Origin of the sequence: Eubacterium ventriosum (assembly GCF_025150745.1) — a bacterium.
GTDB lineage: Bacteria > Bacillota > Clostridia > Lachnospirales > Lachnospiraceae > Eubacterium_G > Eubacterium_G ventriosum.
The window spans coordinates 1,949,236-1,968,385 of sequence record NZ_CP102282.1 but is presented as its reverse complement, the minus strand read 5'-3'; the positions used below and the strand labels follow the sequence as shown (position 1 = coordinate 1,968,385).

Here is a 19,150-nt window from a genome sequence, read left to right as displayed (position 1 = left end):
GATTAACCTGATAAATGTAATAGTAATATAAATACAAATAAAATCGAAAAAGGATTTGACATTTGTAAAGAAAAATGATAACATATCGTTGTTATGCGGATGTGGCGGAATGGCAGACGCAGCAGACTCAAAATCTGCCGCCCTCAAAGCGTGCGGGTTCAAGTCCCGCCATCCGCACTATTTTTTTTGCATTTTGTAGATACTGCACCTTGAAGGTGCATTTTTTTTACTGTAAAATAAAGAAAAAGGAGATTAAAATGAAAAAACTAAAGAAAGTATTTTTGGCTATTGCTGTTATTACAAGCATAGGTATATTTACCGGTTGCGCCCTTTTTAGTAGTGGAGTTAATGACATTAAAGGTAAGCTTACAGGTAATTCATATTCATGCTATTTTTATGACAACAGTGGAAACAAATTTATGACTGCAAAAGGAGACAAAATAGGGCTTACAAGCAACGTTGTGGAAGAAGGTCATGTTGATTCAGATGACGGTACATATAGCAAGAGTTATGGTTTGTCATCTATCATTACATTAAACATTGACGGAAAGCAGTTAGAAAGCTGTGGTGATACAATTATCTTTGAACAGACAGGTTTGCAGCCTGATGCTGAGTTTACAACAGAAGATATTAACAGCAAATCCACAGGAAAACTAAGCGAGAATGCTATTGTTTCAAATGTTATTAATAAATATAAAAATGCATTTGGAAAAGCCCAGGTAGTAGTAATTCAGAGTCAGCTTGGTGTACCTATTTGTGCTTACAGCGGTGAAAAGGTTTATTGGGAAGTAAGAGACGACTTGCCTAAGACAACTAAGCTTATGATTGATGGAAAGGCATTGTATATTCACAGAGCTAACTTCCAGATAATTGACAAAGCACTTATTGACTAAAATTAACTTAAGAATATTATGAAAGGGTTATAAATACAAAGGCTATATATGAAAGATTTTAAAGTTATTGAAGTTAAAAGAAGTATTTTTGAAGACAATAATGCAGACGCTGACAGACTAAGAGAACAGTTAAAGTCAGAGGGAACATTTCTGCTTAATTTAATGTCTTCACCGGGTGCCGGAAAGACAACAACATTAAAGAGAACAATTAATATGCTTAAAGACGAAATAAACATTGGTGTTATGGAAGCAGATATTGATTCGGATGTAGATGCACAGGCAATAACTGATACAGGTGTTAGAGCCATTCAGATTCATACAGGTGGAATGTGTCACTTAGATGCTGACATGACAAGACAGGGAATTAACGAATTTGGAACAAAGGATTTAGACCTTGTATTTTTAGAAAACGTAGGCAATCTTGTTTGCCCTGCGGAATTTGATACAGGCAGTACTAAGAATGCAATGATTTTGTCAGTTCCTGAAGGAGATGACAAACCCCTTAAATATCCGCTTATGTTTACAATAAGCGATGTAGTATTAATTAACAAGTGTGATACATTAAGCGTTTTTGACGATTTTTCAAAGAAAGACGTTGAGGAAAGAATACATAATTTAAATCCAAATGCTAAGGTATTCTTTGTGTCTGCAAAGACAGGAGAAGGCTTTGAACAGTGGACAGATTGGTTGAAAAACGAATTAAAAATATATTCTAAATAATGCTAAGGAGGAAGTTTTATGGCAGATCCATTAGGAGGTTATGTACCGGATACCGTAAAAAACGATGAACCTATCCGTGAGCCCATTGCGCGTTTAGGCAAAATGATTTCCGACAGAATGGAAGTTATGCTTGGCAAAGAAAAAATTACAAAAGAGTCACCTGAGTACTGGGGCCTTGCACCTATATGTACTGACGAACAGGCTCTTATTGCCATAAAAATGGGAAAGAGAAAACCTAGAACTTTTGCACAGATTAAGAAATTAACAAAGATTAATGACGATGAATATTTGCAAAAGCAGTTAGACGAAATGTCTAACAATGGTTTAATTGAATACAATTGGGAGAATCCACAGCACGAGAAACAGTACGTTTTACCTATGTATGTTCCTGGAAGTGCAGAATTTACCAATATGAATGCAGATGTTTTAAGAGATCATCCTGAAATGGGTAGATTTTTTGAAAGAATGAGTCGTCTTCCGCTTGAAAAGGTTACACCAATGGTTCCACTTGGCGGAGCAGGAATCGGAATGCATGTTATTCCTGTAGAGAAAGCAATTGAAATGGAAAACCATTCAGTTTCAGTTGAACATATTTCACATTGGCTTGATAAGTATGAAGGAAAATATGCTGCAAGTCCTTGTTCGTGCCGTCGCTCAAGAGTTACATATGACGAAGGCTGTGCCGATGATCCTGAAGGCTGGTGTATTGCTGTAGGTGATATGGCAGATTATGTTGTTGAAACTAACAAAGGTGGACGTTACATAACAAGAGAAGAAGTATACGAAATCCTTGAACAGGCAGAAGAAAACGGTTTTGTTCACCAGATTACAAACATTGACGGTGAAAATAAGATTTTTGCAATATGTAACTGTAATGTTAACGTATGTTATGCACTTCGTACATCACAGTTATTTAATACACCAAACATGTCTCGTTCGGCTTATGTTGCCCATGTTGAAAAGGATAAATGTGTTGCCTGTGGACGTTGCGTTGAGTTCTGTCCTGCCGGAGCCGTGAAGCTTGGTCAGAAACTTTGCAAAAAAGATGGAAGTCAGGTTGAATATCCAAAGATGCCTTTACCTTCTGAAAAGAAGTGGGGACCTGAAATGTGGACTGAGGATTACAGAGACAAAAACCGTATTAATACTCATAAAACAGGAACCGCACCTTGTAAAACAGCCTGCCCTGCACATATAGCAGTTCAGGGATATTTGAAAATGGCTTCACAGGGAAGATATAAGGAAGCTCTTGCGTTGATTAAGAAGGAAAATCCATTCCCTGCAGTTTGCGGACATATTTGTAACAGAAGATGTGAAGATGCCTGCACAAGAGGAAATATTGATCAGGCAGTGGCAATTGATGAAGTAAAGAAGTTTATTGCTGCTAAAGATTTGGAAGCAGAAACACGTTACATTCCAAAGAAAGTTGTTCCATCACTTAAGGGACAGTTTGACGAAAAGATTGCCATAATTGGTGGTGGGCCTGCCGGTTTATCCTGTGCATTCTATTTGGCAGAAAAAGGATATGCACCTACAGTTTTTGAAAAACATGAAAATGCCGGAGGAATGCTTGTATACGGAATCCCATCATACAAGTTAGAAAAAGATGTAGTTCAGGCTGAGATTGATGTAATAAAAGCTATGGGTGTTACTATTAAAACAGGCGTTGAAGTAGGTAAGGACATAACAATTGAAGAATTAAGAAAACAGGGCTACAAAGCATTCTACATTGCAATCGGATGTCAGGGTGGAAGAAAAGCCGGTATTCCTGGAGAAGATGCAGAAGGTGTAATGACAGCCGTAGATTTCTTAAGAGAAGTAAATGACAAGGAAGAATATCCTATTGAAGGAGACGTTGTTGTAATCGGTGGTGGTAACGTAGCCATTGACGTAGCAAGAAATAGCAAACGTTGTGGTGATGTTAATGTATCAATGTTCTGTCTTGAAGACAGAGAGCACATGCCTGCTTCGGAAGAAGAAATTGAAGAAGCCACAGAAGAAGGAATTAAAATTAATTGTGGTTGGGGACCAAAGGAAATCATTGTCAGAGACGGAAAAGTTGATGGCATTGTTCTTAAGAAATGCCTTTCTGTTATGGACTATGATGGAAGATTTAACCCAACATATGATGAAAATGAAACAATTACATTGTCTTGCAAGCACGTAGTATTGTCAGTAGGACAGGCTATTGTTTGGGACAACCTTTTAGATGGCTTAAATGTAAAACTAGATAGAGGCAACAGAGCAATCGCTGACTCATTTACATTCCAGACTGACGAACCTGATGTATTTGTTGGTGGCGATGTTTATACAGGTCCAAAATTTGCCATTGATGCCATAGCTGCAGGAAAGCAGGGGGCTATTTCAATTCACAGATTTGTACAGCCACACAGCAGTCTTACAATTGGACGTGATCCTCATTATTTCGTTGAACTTAATAAGGATGACATAAACATTGAAAACTATGACAATTCAAGCAGACAGGTTCCAATGAAGGATGAAAACATTAGCAAAAATAATCCTTTCAGAGATGCCAAACTTCCTTTTACCGAAGAACAGGTTAAAAAGGAAACAGCCCGTTGTCTTGGATGTGGTGCAACAATCGTTGACGAAAACAAATGTATCGGTTGCGGTATTTGTACAACTAAATGTGAGTTTGAAGCAATTCACTTAGAAAGAGACTTGCCGGGTGCAAGTGTTATGAGAAAGAGTGAAGACAAGCTTAAATACATTTTGCCAAACGGTGCAAAACAGGCAATTAAAATTAAATTTTCTAAGAAAAAATAATTATTAAAAATATTTGTTAAGACTATTTATTAGAAATTTTAATTAAAACTATTAAGTTATAAATTTATTAAACAACTAATAAGATAAAAGGGGAAAATTATGCATGAATTAGGTGTTGTTTTTCAGGCTATAAAAATCGTAGAAGAAGTAGCCAAGGAAAATAATCTTACTGAAATAGAAAGTGTAACTGTGGAAATTGGAGAAGTTTCAACAGTTATAGAATCATATCTTCAGAACTGCTGGAAGTGGTCTGTAGAAAAGAAATCAGACATTATGCATAATTGTAAATTACACGTTGAAAAAATTCCTGCAATTACCTATTGTCAGGACTGTGGAAACAAATATGAGACTGTCACATATGGCAAAACTTGTCCTAAATGTAACAGCACTCATACTTATCTTTTACAGGGTAACGAGTTTAACATAAAGGAAATTGAGGGATGTTAAAATTTGCATAGCAAATTAATAAAATACACGGAGGTAAAATTATGTTATTTCAAATTAACAGTATGTGGCAGATATTAGGCTGGGTTTTAGTATTTGCCGGATTAATTATTACAAATGAAATTGAACGTCGTACTAAGAAAGGCGGTATCTTTTTCTTTGGAATAGTTTTAGCAGCATTAACAGTATACTTTGTAGCTATTCAGATTGGTGCAAACATAGGAGCATCATGGGCATTAAACAGCCAGACTTATAAATATATGAATGGTTGGTTTCATTATGCAAAACTTTATGCTGCAGTTGCCGGATGTATCGGTTTCATGTTATTAAAGTACAAAACAGGTCTTGGTAACAAACAGTGGTTTAAATGTTTCCCATTCATAATTGTAGCAATTAACATTCTTATTGCAGTAGGTTCAGACTTTGAATCAGCAATCAAAGGTGCTGATGCCGTTAACGGCTGGTGGTTCTCAAATGAAAAAGTATGGCTTAACGGTGGCTGGTGGAACTGGGTAAACGGTATTGCCGGAATCCTTAATATTTTCTGTATGACAGGCTGGTGGGGAATTTACTCATCAAAAGACAAAAATCATCAGGATATGTTGTGGCCTGATATGACAATATGGTTTATCGTAGCATATGATATTTGGAACTTTACATACACATACTGTAATTTACCAACACATAGCTGGTACTGTGGTGTAGCTTTACTTTTGGCTCCAACATTTGCTAACGCATTATGGAACAAAGGTGGATGGATTCAGAATCGTGCCAACACACTTGCAACATGGTGTATGTTCGCACAGGTATTACCATTATTCCAGATTAGTGGTGTATTCTCAGTAATACCATCACTTTACAACAACGTAACAGGTGCAAAAACAGGTCTTGACCTTGCTGCAATTGACAGCGCAACAATGTCTACAATTACACCAAACACAACAGCAATGGGAGTATGTGCAATACTTGCACTTGCAGCCAATGTTGTATGTCTTTCAGTAATAATTAAGCGTGCCATTGAACAGAAGAAGAATCCATACAAAGAAGAAATCTTTGCAGGAACAAAAGACTTCGTTGAAGCAATGGAAAGAGCAGAATAAAGACATTAAAATATCTATAAAGAAATGGGCTAGTCAGAAATGGCTAGTCTTTTTTTGCCCTATTATGCGGATTTTCTCCCGAATTTGCAATTTCTATTTTCTTATATAAATAAAAAAGTATTATATATGGTGTTCGAACAATTTATTTAACACGTGTGGAAAGGAATATACTTTGTATTTTCACATATATAAGTGGTTAAAAAATTTGTTTAAATAACCAAAAAATAATATTTAACATTGTTGAAAAAAAGTCTTATGTGTATATAATTATTGATAACATCTTAATGATTAGATAGGGAGGAAGTTTATGAACAAAAATAGTTCAAACATAATTAAGGAAGTTTTACTTGCATTTGCAATGGGAATTATATTTCTAGCTGTGTTAATCGCATTAAGTTACATAATATTTCCAAATCAAATGACTGAAGGCGAAAATACCGAAGAATTATTATTAATAGGTTTTCCAATGCTAATTGCATATATAACTTACTATGCAAGAAAGATTTTAAACAAAATTAAATAAACTTTAATTTTAAAAGAGGCTGTACAAAATCGTATAGCTTCTTTTTTGATTCCAAAACCAAATTAATCTCCCACAAATGCATAATTACATAAAACAAACAAAATAATAAATTCATAATAATATAAAACACTATTGAAATATACCCCCATAGGGTATATAATACCAACTGTAATAAACAAAAAGGAGCAAAAATATATGGAATATAAATGTGCACACTGTGCCAAAAAGAAAGAACGAACAGAAAAAGAATACAAAGACCTGATAAACAGACTAAACAGAATAGAAGGACAAGTGCGAGGCGTAAAAAACATGGTTGAAAACGATGCCTACTGCATGGACATCATTACACAGGCATCAGCTGTAGCTGCTGCACTAAACAGCTTCAACAAAGTCCTACTATCCAACCACATCAAGACATGCGTAGTCGACAACATAAGAGAAGGCAACGACGAAGTAGTAGACGAACTAATAACAATGCTAAAGAAGTCAATGAAATAAAAAAACACAACATTTTACTACCTTGCGCCCTGAAAAATCTCCAGTAACAAACAATAGGCAGATTTTTGCAATTTTGCGAGTATAGTGTAAAGCGCAAAACTTTCTGTCTGAGCCGTAAGGCGAGTTTAAGTTTTCGCTTTACAATAGACGACGGAGCAAAATAAAAAAATCAACGTGTTTGTACTGGAAATTTTTCAGGGCGCAGGGGAGACTAAAAAGTAAAGGAGACTTTAAAATGAAAAAATACACAATTTCCGGCATGAGTTGTGCCGCCTGTCAAAGCCGTGTAGAAAAAGCAGTTAACGCCCTGCCAAATGTTGATTCAGCAGTTGTAAGTCTGTTGACTAACAGCATGCAGGTTGAAGGCTCCGCCAGCGACAGTGAAATAATTCAGACTGTGGAGAAGGCAGGTTATGGTGCAAAAACAGCCGGAGGTTCTAAGAAAGATACAGCATCAATGGAGGAAGACCAGTTAAAGGATACTCAGACACCTATTTTAAGAAAACGTTTAATTGTGTCTTTAGTATTATTAATTCCACTTATGTATATTTCCATGGGACATATGATGTGGGATTGGCCTTTACCGGCGTTTTTAATCGGCAACCACATCGCAATGGGATTAATTCAGATGCTTTTTACAATTGCTATTCTTGTAATTAATCAGAAGTTCTTTATTAGTGGTATTAAAGGTGTTTTAAATAAGGCACCTAATATGGATACTTTGGTGGCAATGGGAGCAGGTGCGGCTTTTGCATATAGTACTTATGTTTTATTTGCAATGACAGATGCTCAGGTTTCGGGCAATAGTGATAAGGTTATGGAATACATGCATGATTTTTATTTTGAATCTGCTGCAATGATTGTAACTCTTATTACATTAGGAAAGATGCTTGAATCTTATTCTAAGGGCAAGACAACAGATGCACTAAAAAGTCTTATGAAGATGGTTCCAAAGACTGCTACAATTATCGAAAAGGATTTAACCGGAAACGAAAAGGAAAAAATAGTTTCCATTGAAGATATAAATATAAATGATGTATTTGTTGTAAAACCGGGCGAAAATATACCGGTAGATGGTATAGTTATAGATGGCTTCGGTGCAGTTGATGAATCTGCTATTACAGGAGAAAGTATTCCGGTTGATAAGACTATAGGATCTAAGGTTTCATCAGCAGGCGTTAACCAGTCAGGTTACTTAAAATGTAAGGCCACAAGAGTTGGTGAAGATACAACTTTAGCTCAGATTATTCAGATGGTTAGTGATGCATCTGCCACAAAAGCACCAATAGCAAAGGTTGCAGATAAGGTTTCAGGAATATTTGTTCCTGTTGTAATATGTATTGCACTTGTAACTATTTTTGCCTGGCTTATTGCAGGTGAAACAGTTGGTTTTGCCTTAGCAAGAGGCATTTCAGTTCTTGTAATCAGTTGCCCTTGTGCATTAGGACTTGCCACACCTGTTGCAATTATGGTTGGTAACGGAGTAGGGGCAAAAAAAGGTATTCTTTTTAAGAATGCAACATCCCTTGAAACTACAGGTAAAACCCAGATTGTTGCACTTGATAAAACAGGAACTATTACAGTTGGAAAGCCTAAGGTTACTGCTATTATTACTGAAAAAGAAACAGATGAAAAAGAATTGCTTGGAATTGCAATAGGTCTTGAAAGTAAAAGCGAACATCCTCTTGCAAAAGCAATTACCATTTATGCAAAAGAAAACAACATTAAGCCATATGAAATTGTTAATTTTAAGTCAGAAGTTGGTAATGGTTTAGTTGGCGAATATAATGGCTCAAAAGTTTTTACGGGAAATAGAAAGTTTATTGAAAAGAACTGTACTATTTCAACTAATTTAATTAATAAAACTGAGAAGTTATCAGAAAAAGGTATGACACCTTTGTTTTTTACCAAAGATAATAAGGTTCTTGGCATAATTGCTGTTGCCGATGTTATTAAAGAGGACAGCAGGGAAGCTATTTTTGAACTTGAAAATATGGGAATAAAAGTTATAATGCTTACAGGAGATAACGAGAAAACTGCCAAAGCCATTGGCAATAAAGCAGGTGTTGATCAGGTTATTGCCGGAGTGCTTCCACAGGGGAAGGAATCTACTATCAGAGAACTAACTGAATACGGTAACACTGTTATGGTAGGTGATGGAATAAACGATGCTCCTGCACTTACAAGAGCTAATATAGGAATGGCAATCGGCGCCGGAACTGATGTGGCAATTGATGCCGCTGACGTGGTTCTTATGAAAAGTAATTTAAAGGATGTTCCTGCTGCAATCAGATTAAGTAAGGCAGTTCTTCGAAACATTCACGAAAATCTTTTCTGGGCATTTATTTACAACATAATAGGCATTCCACTTGCAGCCGGAATATGGTATCCTATATTTGGCTGGAAACTAAATCCGATGTTTGGTGCAGCAGCCATGAGCTTATCAAGTTTCTGCGTTGTAACTAATGCATTAAGATTAAATCTTGTAAATATTTATAATAACAAGAAAGACAGAAAGATTAAAAATAGCATTACAGAAGTAATAGGAAATAATGACTTATCAAATAATTTAGACAATAAAGAATCAGAAAAGGAGACTAACACTATGGAAAAGACAATGAAAATAACAGGTATGATGTGTGGACATTGTGAAGCAACTGTTAAGAAGGCTTTAGAAGCATTAGAACAGGTTGACGAGGCAATTGTAAGTCATGAAGAAGGAACAGCTGTTGTAAAATTAAACAGCGACATCTCAAATGATGTTCTTAAGAAAACAGTAGAAGATAAGGATTACACAGTAAACGATATTATCGGTTAGTTTATTATTTAGGTGTTAAGTATGGAATGTAAGGATTTTCAAAAATTAATAAATGATTTTATTTTCGACAAAATTGAATATTCTGAAGATTTAAAGGAATTTTTGAATCACGCAAAAACATGCAAAAACTGTGGAGAAGAATTAGAACTTTACTACACTATCAGAAGGGGACTTGGCGATGTCAAGGCCCCTGATGGCAGTGAGGAAAGTGTTGATGCTACACAGGAATTGGAAAATATTATTAATTTTTATGATGAATATTTTGAAAAACAAAGAAAAAGAAAGAAAGCAGCCATTATTTCTGTTATAATAGCAATGTTAATGATTATATTTGTAATTGTATGTTTATATTTAAATACCATTGGTATTATATAAAGTGTATTACTTTGGAAAGGACTATATTTTAATGAGTAAATTTGTGTTAATAGACGGACATAGTATTTTAAACAGAGCATTTTATGGAGTTCCTATTTTTACTAACAGTGAGGGACTACATACAAATGCTGTTTTTGGTTTTCTGAATATTATGTTTAAAATAATAGATTCAAAACAGCCGGATTACATGGCTGTTGCTTTTGACGTTCATCAGCCTACATTCAGACACGAAATGTTTAAGGATTACAAAGGTACAAGAAAGCCTATGATGGAAGAATTAAGGGAACAGGTGCCTGTAATTAAGGAATTATTGCAGAAAATGAACATTACAACTGTAGAATTGCCGGGATACGAAGCAGACGATGTTATTGGTACTTTGTCTAAGAAAGGTGAAAAAGCAGGCATGGAAGTAGATGTTATTTCAGGTGACAGAGATTTACTTCAGCTTGCAAGTGACCATATTACAATCTGTATTCCAAAAACTAAAAAAGGTCAGACTACAGTTGAAGAATACAATACAGAAGGTGTTAGGAAATTATATAAAGTTACCCCAACTGAGTTTATTGATGTTAAAGCTTTAATGGGTGACTCATCTGACAATATTCCGGGGGTTCCGGGAATTGGAGAGAAAGGTGCAACAGCCATTATTTCTCAGTTTGGTTCAATTGAAAATGCCTACGATCACGCAGAAGAAATTTCCAATACACGTAACAGAAATGCACTTTTAAATAATTACGAAATGGCACAGATGAGTAAAACTCTTGCCACAATTAATATTCAGTCACCTGTAGAAGTAACACCTGAACAGTGTAAGTTAGAAGATATTTACACAGAAGATGCTCTTGAAATGATTAAACGTTTGGAATTTAAAAGTATGATTCAAAGATTCGGCTCAGTTACTTCAACTAATGATTGTGAGGGAGGATTTAAGTATATTAATAATCCTTTTGATGCTGATCCTATTTTTGAGCAGGCTAAAAATGCTGACAATATAGGTGTTTTTATTTATAGAAACAAAGACAATTTTGGTGTTTCTTTGTGTTTTAACAATGACAATGTTTATTACATTGGAAAAGAAGGTTTTGTAACAGAAGATTATATAATCGAAAAAGTTAGAGACCTTGTAAATGCCAAGGCTGAACTTACAATTTTAAATATTAAAGAAAATAATGATATTTTGGAAAATGATGACGCGGAAAGTATTTTCGATATTTCTATTGCTGCATATCTATTAAATCCATTGCAGAATACTTACGATTATGACGATATTGCAAGAGAATATTTAGGAATGAATGTGCCGGCTTTTGATGAGATTTTCCCAAAAACTAAGAAAAACGAAACTCCATCAGATGAAATACCTGAAAACATATTAAAATATGCCTGCTATAATGCTTATGTGGCTTACAAGGCAAAAGATGCTTTAACTGAAAAGTTAAAAGAAACAGAAATGCTTGATATTTACAACAATGTGGAAATTCCTTTAACTTATGCTTTATATGATATGGAGCAGGCAGGAATTATGGTTGCAGGCGACAAGCTTAAAGAATATGGTGAAAGACTTAAAACTGGCATTGATGCATTAGAGAAAGATATTTTTGCTGAAGCAGGTCACGAATTTAATATTAATTCACCTAAGCAGTTAGGCGAGATTTTATTTGGTGAAATGCAGCTTCCCGGTGGCAAAAAAACTAAAACAGGATATTCAACATCTGCTTCTGTATTAGAGAAACTTGAACCTGATTATCCTTTTGTAAGTAAGATATTAGAGTACAGGCAGCTTGCAAAATTAAAGTCAACATACGCTGATGGATTGGCTGTTTATATAGGCGAAGATAACAGAATACACGGTAAGTTTAACCAAACAATTACCGCAACAGGCAGAATAAGCAGTACTGAGCCAAACCTTCAGAATATTCCTGTACGTATGCCTCTTGGAAGAGAGATTAGGAAAGTCTTTATTCCAAAAGAAGGTTGTGTGTTTATTGATGCAGATTATTCTCAGATTGAATTAAGAATTTTAGCTCATATGTCTGATGACAAGAATTTAATTGATGCATATAATCATTCTAAAGATATTCATGCTGCAACAGCTTCTTTGGTTTTCCATGTTCCACTTGAAGAGGTTACTAAGGAACAGAGAAGTAATGCCAAGGCTGTAAACTTTGGAATCGTATACGGAATCAGTTCATTTGGTTTAAGTAATGACCTTTCGATTAGCAGAAAGGAAGCTGAACAGTATATAAAGGATTATTTTATCAGTTATCCGGGTATTAAGAATTATCTTGATAATTCAGTAAAAGAAGCTAAGGAAAAAGGATACTCTGTTACAATGTTTGGCAGAAGAAGACCTATCCCTGAATTAACATCAGGCAACTTTATGCAAAGACAGTTCGGTGAACGTGTGGCAATGAACTCTCCTATTCAGGGTTCTGCTGCAGATATTATGAAAATAGCAATGATTAATGTTGCAAAAGAGTTAAAAGAGAAAGATTTAAAATCTAAAATTGTTTTGCAGGTACACGATGAACTTTTAATTGAAGCGTACGAAAATGAAGTTGAACAGGTTAAGGATATTCTGAAACGCAACATGGAACAGGCAGCTCATCTTAATGTTCCTTTGGATGTTGATGTTCAGGTCGGAAATAACTGGGATGAAGCACATTAAAAAGGCGGTGTTATTATGGTTATAGGATTAATGGGTGGCGTAGGCAGCGGAAAGTCTACAGTACTTGATTATTTAGAAGAAAATTATGGCGCATATATTATTCAGTCAGACCATGTGGCAAAGGAAATCATGACTCCCGGCTTTAAGGTTTTTGATAAACTTTCAAAAGCTTTTCCAGAAGTTATTGAAAATGGAAAGATTAACAGCAAGAAGCTTGCCTCAATAGTTTTTAATGATAAGGATAAGCTTGACACTCTTAATTCCATTACTCATCCGGGAACAATAGAAGAAATTCTTAATAGAATAGAGCAAAGTAATAATTCAATTATTGTTGTGGAATCAGCCTTACTTTTAGGTTCAGGCCTTGAATCCCATTGTGATGAATTATGGTATGTATACTGTGAACATAATGAGAGAGTAAACCGTCTTGTTGAAAACAGAGGCTATTCAGTAGAAAAGTCTGAGGAGATTATTTCTAATCAACCAAGTGATGAAGAATATAACCACTTTGCAGATGAGTTTATTGACAATACTTTTAGTGTGGAAAAAACAAGAGAACAAATAGATATGATTTTAAGCAACAAAGAATGCTAAAAAATAAAATGATTTTTTACTAAAATCGTATTGACAATATTTTTAAAAAGAACTACAATAGGTAGCACGCTACATATTGTGGTTCTTTTTGTGTTTAGATTTTTTTGAAAGGAGGAATTATGGGACATTTAGGTCACAAAATCAAGCTTATTGACAGACAGTTTAGAAGCCGTATGGATAAGAATCTTGAGAATCTTGGCATTACAACGGCACAGATGAATGTATTATGTTATATGGAACATCACACTGAAAGAAATGTAACCCAGAAACAATTATCTGAAGCTTTTAATGTGAAGCATTCTACAATGGCAGGCATACTTCAAAGAATGGTTGAAAAAGATCTTCTTGAAATAAGACCAAATCCTGACAATAAGAAATTTAAAAATATATTCCTTACGGAAAAAGCTAAAAGTCTTCAGGATAAAGCCTCAGCATATCGTGAGTATACGGAATCTGTTATAATAAAGGACTTTACACCTGATGAAAAAGAATACTTTGAAAAAACATTATTTAAGGTTTTTCATAACTTATTAAACGATTCTTCATTATCACCGGAAGAGAAAGACTTAATAGAGAGGAGATTTATGGAAAATGATTAAAACATTATTAGGTCAGGTTAAAGAATTTAAACTTGTTTCTTTGCTTACACCTTTAGGTATGTTGGCGGAAGTAATTGTTGAAAACTTTATTCCACTTCAAATGGCCGTTATAATTGATTCAATTGGAAAAAATGACTTAAGTACAATTTACAAAACATCCTTTATAATGCTTTTACTTGCATTGTCAGGTTTAATTGCCGGATATATGGGTGGTGTATGGGGAGCTAAGGCTTCTACAGGTTTTGCAAGAAACTTAAGAAAGGCAATGTATGAAAATATTCAGACATTTTCATTTTCAAACATTGACAAATTTAGCACAGCAGGACTTGTTACACGTTTAACAACAGACGTTACTAATATTCAAAACGCATATCAGATGATTCTTAGAATGTGCGTAAGAGCACCTTTCAGTTTACTTGTTGCAATGATTATGGCATTCTCAGTTTCACCAAGAGTTGCAAGTGTATATTTAATAACTGTTATTATTCTTGGAATTGTACTTGCAATTATTACACTTAATGCCCATAAGTATTTTACACAGGTATTTAAGAAATACGATAAACTTAATGAAAGCGTACAGGAAAATGTAAGTGCAATGCGAGTAGTTAAGGCTTATGTTCGTGAAGATTACGAACGTGGTAAATTTGGAAAGGCAAGTTACAATATTTACAAGATGTTTATTAAGGCAGAAGGTATTGTTTCATTAAATGCACCTTCAATGATGCTTGCCATATACAGTTGTATTTTATTTATAAGCTGGCTTAGTGCACATATGATTATTGCCAGCGGAAATAATCCTGCCGTAGGTCTTACAACAGGTAACTTAACTTCACTTCTTGCATATTGTATGAATATTCTTATGAGCCTCATGATGCTTTCAATGGTATTCGTTATGGTTACAATGAGTATGGCAAGTGCTGAGAGAATTGCTGAAGTTATAAATGAAAAAGCTGATATTACTAATCCTGAAAACCCTGAATATGAAGTTGCCAACGGAAGCATTCGTTTTGAAAATGTTGATTTCAGGTATAACAAGACAAGCGAAAAACCTGTTCTCGAAAATATTAATATTTCAATTAAATCAGGTGAAACAATCGGTATTATGGGTGGTACCGGTAGTGCAAAATCAAGTTTTGTTAATCTTTTAAGTCGACTTTATGATGTAGAAAAGGGCAGAGTAATTGTTGGTGGAAAGGATGTTAGAGAATACGACCTTGATGTATTAAGAAAAGAAGTTAGCGTTGTTCTTCAGAAGAACGTATTGTTCTCAGGAACAATTCTTGAAAACCTTCGTTGGGGAGATGAAAACGCAACTGATGAAGAATGTATTAGAGCATGTAAGCTTGCCTGTGCTGATGAATTTATTGAAAGAATGCCTGACAAATATAATACATATATTGAACAGGGTGGTTCTAACGTATCAGGTGGACAGAAACAGCGATTATGTATTGCAAGAGCATTACTTAAAAAACCTAAGATTCTTATTCTTGATGATAGTACAAGTGCCGTAGATACAGTAACTGATGCAAAAATTAGGAAAGCTTTCAGAGAAGAAATTCCTGATACTACAAAAATTATTATTGCACAGAGAATTTCCAGTGTTAAGGACGCTGACAGAATTATTGTATTTGATGACGGTAAGATAGATGGCGTTGGAACACATGAAGAATTACTTAAAAACAATAGCATTTATAGAGAAGTATATAATCAGCAGATGAATGATAATGCTGACTTTGATAAGAAAGGAGGAGAACAGTAATGGAAAAAGCTAAAACAGTAAAAGGTCCGGGAAACAGACGTAATATGGGACCAAGACCAAGACTTAATAATCCATTAAAAACTCTTTCACGTCTTATTAAGTATATGGGAAAATATTATGGCATACATATGGTTATTGTAGTTTTATGTATTATTGCCAATGTATTTGCCAGTGTTAACGGAACATGGTTCATGAAGGCATTAGTTGACGAATATATTTTACCAATGATTAAAGAAGGCAGTAATGATTTCGGACCACTTCTTAAAGCAATGATTCGAGTAGGCGGTTTCTATGGAGCAGGTGTTATTGCTTCATTGATTCAGGCTGAAATCATGGTTTTTGTTACTCAGGGAACTTTAAAGCATTTAAGAGATGATATGTTTAATCATATGCAGGGCCTTCCAATTAAGTATTTTGACACACATTCTCATGGCGATATTATGTCTATGTACACTAATGATATTGATACATTAAGACAGATGATAAGCCAGTCAATGCCTCAGATGTTTAATAGTGCAATGACTATTGTCAGTGTATTTGCATGTATGGTTGCTTTAAGCATCCCCCTTACACTTTTAACTTTAATTATGATTGGTGTAATTACACTAGGTTCAAAGAAACTTACATTTTTATCAGGTAAGTACTTTATTGCTCAGCAGAAAGATATTGGTGCTGTTAACGGTTACATTGAAGAAATGATGGAAGGTCAGAAAGTTGTTAAAGTATTCTGTCACGAAGAAAAATCAATGGAAGAATTTAACAAGTTAAACGACCACCTTTTTGAATCAGCTAATAATGCTAACAAATTTGCCAATGTTATGGGACCTTTTAATGCACAGGTTGGTAATGTAAGTTACGTTCTTTGTGCCTGCATTGGTGCCATTATTGCCATTAAAGGTATTGCCGGTTTTACAATGACACCGGGAAGTTTAATTAGTTTCTTAACTTATAATAAACAGTTTGCACAGCCAATTAACCAGATTACAATGCAGATGAACAGTATTGTTATGGCTATTGCAGGTGGCGAGCGAATCTTCAAATTATTAGATGAGAAACCTGAAGTTGACGACGGATATGTTACACTTGTAAGAGCTAAAAAGGTTGACGGTAATATTGTTGAATGTGAAAACAGAACAGGAATGTGGGCTTGGAAACATTACCACAAGGATACAGATACAACTACTTATGTTGAAATGAAGGGCGAAATCGTATTTAACGGTGTTGACTTCGGATATACTGATGACAAGATTGTTTTACATGATGTAAAACTTTACGCTAATCCGGGCGAAAAGCTTGCTTTCGTTGGCTCAACAGGTGCAGGAAAAACTACTATTACAAACCTTATTAACCGTTTCTATGACATTCAGGATGGAAAAATCCGATATGATGGTATTAATATTAATAAGATTAAAAAGGCTGACCTTAGACGTTCTCTTGGTATAGTTTTACAGGAAACAAATCTTTTCTCAGCTACAGTAATGGAAAATATCAGATATGGTAAATTGGATGCTACAGATGAAGAAGTTATTGCAGCAGCTAAGCTTGCCAATGCTGACAGTTTTATTAGAAGACTTCCTGACGGTTATAACACTATGTTAACAGGAAACGGCGGTAACTTAAGTCAGGGACAGAGACAGTTGCTTTCAATTGCCAGAGCAGCAGTTGCAAATCCACCGGCACTTATTTTGGATGAAGCAACATCTTCAATTGATACAAGAACTGAAAGACTTGTTCAGGAAGGTATGGATGCTTTAATGAAGGGCAGAACAACTTTTGTAATTGCTCATAGATTATCAACTATCAGAAATAGTGACTGTATTATGGTTCTTGAGCAGGGACGAATTATTGAACGTGGAAATCACGACGACTTGATGAAACAGAAAGGAACTTACTATCGTCTTCAAACAGGAAGTTCACCTAACTAAGAATTTAAATATTAAATCTCTTTATTATAAACATCTCTTCGGAAGAATATACTTAACTATATTCATCTAAAGAGGTGTTTTTTATTAAAAAATTTATTTATATCCTGGCTTTAATGTTCTTTTCAACAGTTACAATAAAAATTACCGAAGAAATCGATTATCACAAATATAAAATCAAAAAAAACATTGTGGAAAGCTATGATTACCGCACCTTAAATATCAAGCCTGAATGTTTGCAGACTATAAATAAAATATCCTCAAAAGATAAGTGTGACTTTTCAGATTTATTATCGGTAATGTTTTTGAACAGCAATTTAAACTTAACTAAAGTAAATTATACAAGGGAGCGCTATTCTGATTTAAAAGGTTGTTACAAAAAGAAAAGTGCTAATGAATATAATAATGTATCAAAAAACATTGCTGCCATTTTTGACGACATTGTTTATTTTCCTGTTGCAAAAAGCACAACCAGTGGCAAGTGGGTTTCTTATGAAGATTCTTTTGGCGCTGAGAGAAATTACAATGGAAGTTATCCTCACGAAGGTTGTGATATTATGGCTGAAAATAATGTAAGTGGTTATTATCCCATTGTAAGTGTGTCTGACGGAACAGTTGAAAATATAGGCTGGCTTGAAAAAGGTGGTTATCGTGTTGGCATAAGAAGTAGTCAAGGGGGCTATTTTTATTATGCTCATTTAAGCAGTTATTCGGACATAAAAAAAGGTGACAAAATTAAAGCCGGAACTCTTTTAGGTTACATGGGTAACACAGGATATGGGACTGAGGGTACAACCGGTTGCTTTGACGTTCATCTTCATTTTGGCATATATGCTAAGACTAAAAATTATTATGAGCTAAGTTATAACCCATATTGTATTTTAAAATATTTGGAAAACAATGTAATACTTGCAAGTTATTAAAAATAAAAGCAGTAATTAGTGGGCTATAAATCAATAATTAATTAGCAATTAATAAAATAGAAACTTGCCATAACTTAGGCAAAGGAGTAAAATAAAACGGAGAAAATAAATTTAGAAACAAGTGAGGTATTTGACATGAAAAAGATTAGTACAGAAAAAGCACCTGCAGCAATCGGACCATATTCACAGGGAGTTGTTGTAAACAATACATTATTCTCATCCGGACAGATTGCATTAGATCCTGCAACAGGAGAAATTGTTGGCTCAACTATTGAAGAACAGGCTGAACAGGTTATGAAAAATTTGGGAGCAATCCTTGAAGAAGCAGGTTCAAGCTATGAAAAAACAATTAAGACAGTATGCTTCCTTGCTGACATGGGAGACTTTGGAGCATTTAATGAAGTATATGGAAAATATTTCACAGAAAAACCGGCAAGAAGCTGCGTAGCTGTTAAAGAACTTCCAAAGAATGTTTTATGCGAAGTTGAAGTTATAGCTGAAATCTAATCATTATATGTCTATAATGGAGG

The 19,150-nt window shown here is 34.7% G+C and carries 16 protein-coding genes and 1 tRNA gene; all 17 read left to right on the top strand.

All coding sequences use genetic code 11. The features are described 5' to 3' along the window. Positions 1 to 95: 95 nt before the first annotated feature. The 17 genes from NQ558_RS08875 to NQ558_RS08795 all read left to right on the top strand — a co-directional run bounded on the left by NQ558_RS08875 (position 96) and on the right by NQ558_RS08795 (position 19,127). Positions 96 to 177, top strand: a tRNA-Leu gene (locus tag NQ558_RS08875). 80 nt (positions 178 to 257) lie between these two features. Further along, a complete protein-coding gene (locus NQ558_RS08870; protein ID WP_117970083.1) occupies positions 258 to 893 on the top strand; it encodes a DUF5052 family protein in 636 nt (211 codons plus the stop codon). Positions 894 to 941: 48 nt separating this feature from the next. Continuing rightward, positions 942 to 1,613 (top strand): hydrogenase nickel incorporation protein HypB, encoded by a 672-nt coding sequence (gene hypB / locus NQ558_RS08865; protein WP_005358531.1) that lies wholly within the window; start codon positions 942 to 944, stop codon positions 1,611 to 1,613. 18 nt (positions 1,614 to 1,631) lie between these two features. Continuing rightward, positions 1,632 to 4,400 carry an FAD-dependent oxidoreductase gene (locus NQ558_RS08860; RefSeq protein WP_005358529.1) on the top strand — a complete coding sequence of 923 codons (2,769 nt, stop codon included), beginning with the start codon at positions 1,632 to 1,634 and terminating at the stop codon, positions 4,398 to 4,400. Positions 4,401 to 4,499: 99 nt separating this feature from the next. After that, a complete protein-coding gene (locus NQ558_RS08855) occupies positions 4,500 to 4,847 on the top strand; it encodes a hydrogenase maturation nickel metallochaperone HypA (RefSeq protein WP_005358527.1) in 348 nt (115 codons plus the stop codon). A gap of 41 nt (positions 4,848 to 4,888) precedes the next feature. After that, on the top strand, positions 4,889 to 5,944 hold the full coding sequence (locus tag NQ558_RS08850; RefSeq protein WP_005358525.1) for a DUF5692 family protein: 1,056 nt from the start codon (positions 4,889 to 4,891) through the stop codon (positions 5,942 to 5,944). Between the two features lie 307 nt (positions 5,945 to 6,251). Next, positions 6,252 to 6,467 carry a hypothetical protein gene (locus NQ558_RS08845; RefSeq protein WP_005358523.1) on the top strand — a complete coding sequence of 72 codons (216 nt, stop codon included), beginning with the start codon at positions 6,252 to 6,254 and terminating at the stop codon, positions 6,465 to 6,467. A 195-nt stretch (positions 6,468 to 6,662) separates the two neighbouring features. Beyond that, complete coding sequence (locus NQ558_RS08840) at positions 6,663 to 6,965, top strand: metal-sensing transcriptional repressor (RefSeq protein ID WP_005358521.1); 303 nt, start codon at positions 6,663 to 6,665, stop codon at positions 6,963 to 6,965. 235 nt (positions 6,966 to 7,200) lie between these two features. Continuing rightward, positions 7,201 to 9,783, top strand: coding sequence for a heavy metal translocating P-type ATPase (locus NQ558_RS08835; protein ID WP_005358519.1), 2,583 nt, complete (start codon positions 7,201 to 7,203; stop codon positions 9,781 to 9,783). 21 nt (positions 9,784 to 9,804) lie between these two features. After that, positions 9,805 to 10,158, top strand: a complete 354-nt coding sequence (locus tag NQ558_RS08830; protein WP_005358518.1) for a hypothetical protein — start codon at positions 9,805 to 9,807, stop codon at positions 10,156 to 10,158. Between the two features lie 31 nt (positions 10,159 to 10,189). Beyond that, a complete protein-coding gene (gene polA / locus NQ558_RS08825) occupies positions 10,190 to 12,823 on the top strand; it encodes a DNA polymerase I (protein ID WP_005358516.1) in 2,634 nt (877 codons plus the stop codon). A 15-nt stretch (positions 12,824 to 12,838) separates the two neighbouring features. Then, positions 12,839 to 13,417: a dephospho-CoA kinase gene (gene coaE / locus NQ558_RS08820; protein ID WP_005358514.1), complete on the top strand. Its 579-nt coding sequence runs from the start codon at positions 12,839 to 12,841 to the stop codon at positions 13,415 to 13,417. Between the two features lie 119 nt (positions 13,418 to 13,536). Continuing rightward, positions 13,537 to 14,016, top strand: coding sequence for a MarR family winged helix-turn-helix transcriptional regulator (locus NQ558_RS08815; RefSeq protein ID WP_005358512.1), 480 nt, complete (start codon positions 13,537 to 13,539; stop codon positions 14,014 to 14,016). After that, the gene (locus tag NQ558_RS08810; protein ID WP_005358510.1) at positions 14,009 to 15,775 is read left to right on the top strand and encodes an ABC transporter ATP-binding protein; all 1,767 of its coding nucleotides are present in this window, start codon (positions 14,009 to 14,011) and stop codon (positions 15,773 to 15,775) included. Before NQ558_RS08815 ends, NQ558_RS08810 begins: the two co-directional genes overlap by 8 nt. After that, a complete protein-coding gene (locus NQ558_RS08805) occupies positions 15,775 to 17,700 on the top strand; it encodes an ABC transporter ATP-binding protein (protein WP_005358508.1) in 1,926 nt (641 codons plus the stop codon). The genes NQ558_RS08810 and NQ558_RS08805 overlap by 1 nt, the downstream gene beginning before the upstream one ends. A gap of 113 nt (positions 17,701 to 17,813) precedes the next feature. Continuing rightward, positions 17,814 to 18,620, top strand: coding sequence for a M23 family metallopeptidase (locus NQ558_RS08800; RefSeq protein ID WP_005358507.1), 807 nt, complete (start codon positions 17,814 to 17,816; stop codon positions 18,618 to 18,620). A gap of 135 nt (positions 18,621 to 18,755) precedes the next feature. Further along, positions 18,756 to 19,127, top strand: a complete 372-nt coding sequence (locus tag NQ558_RS08795; RefSeq protein WP_005358504.1) for a RidA family protein — start codon at positions 18,756 to 18,758, stop codon at positions 19,125 to 19,127. Positions 19,128 to 19,150: the final 23 nt, after the last annotated feature.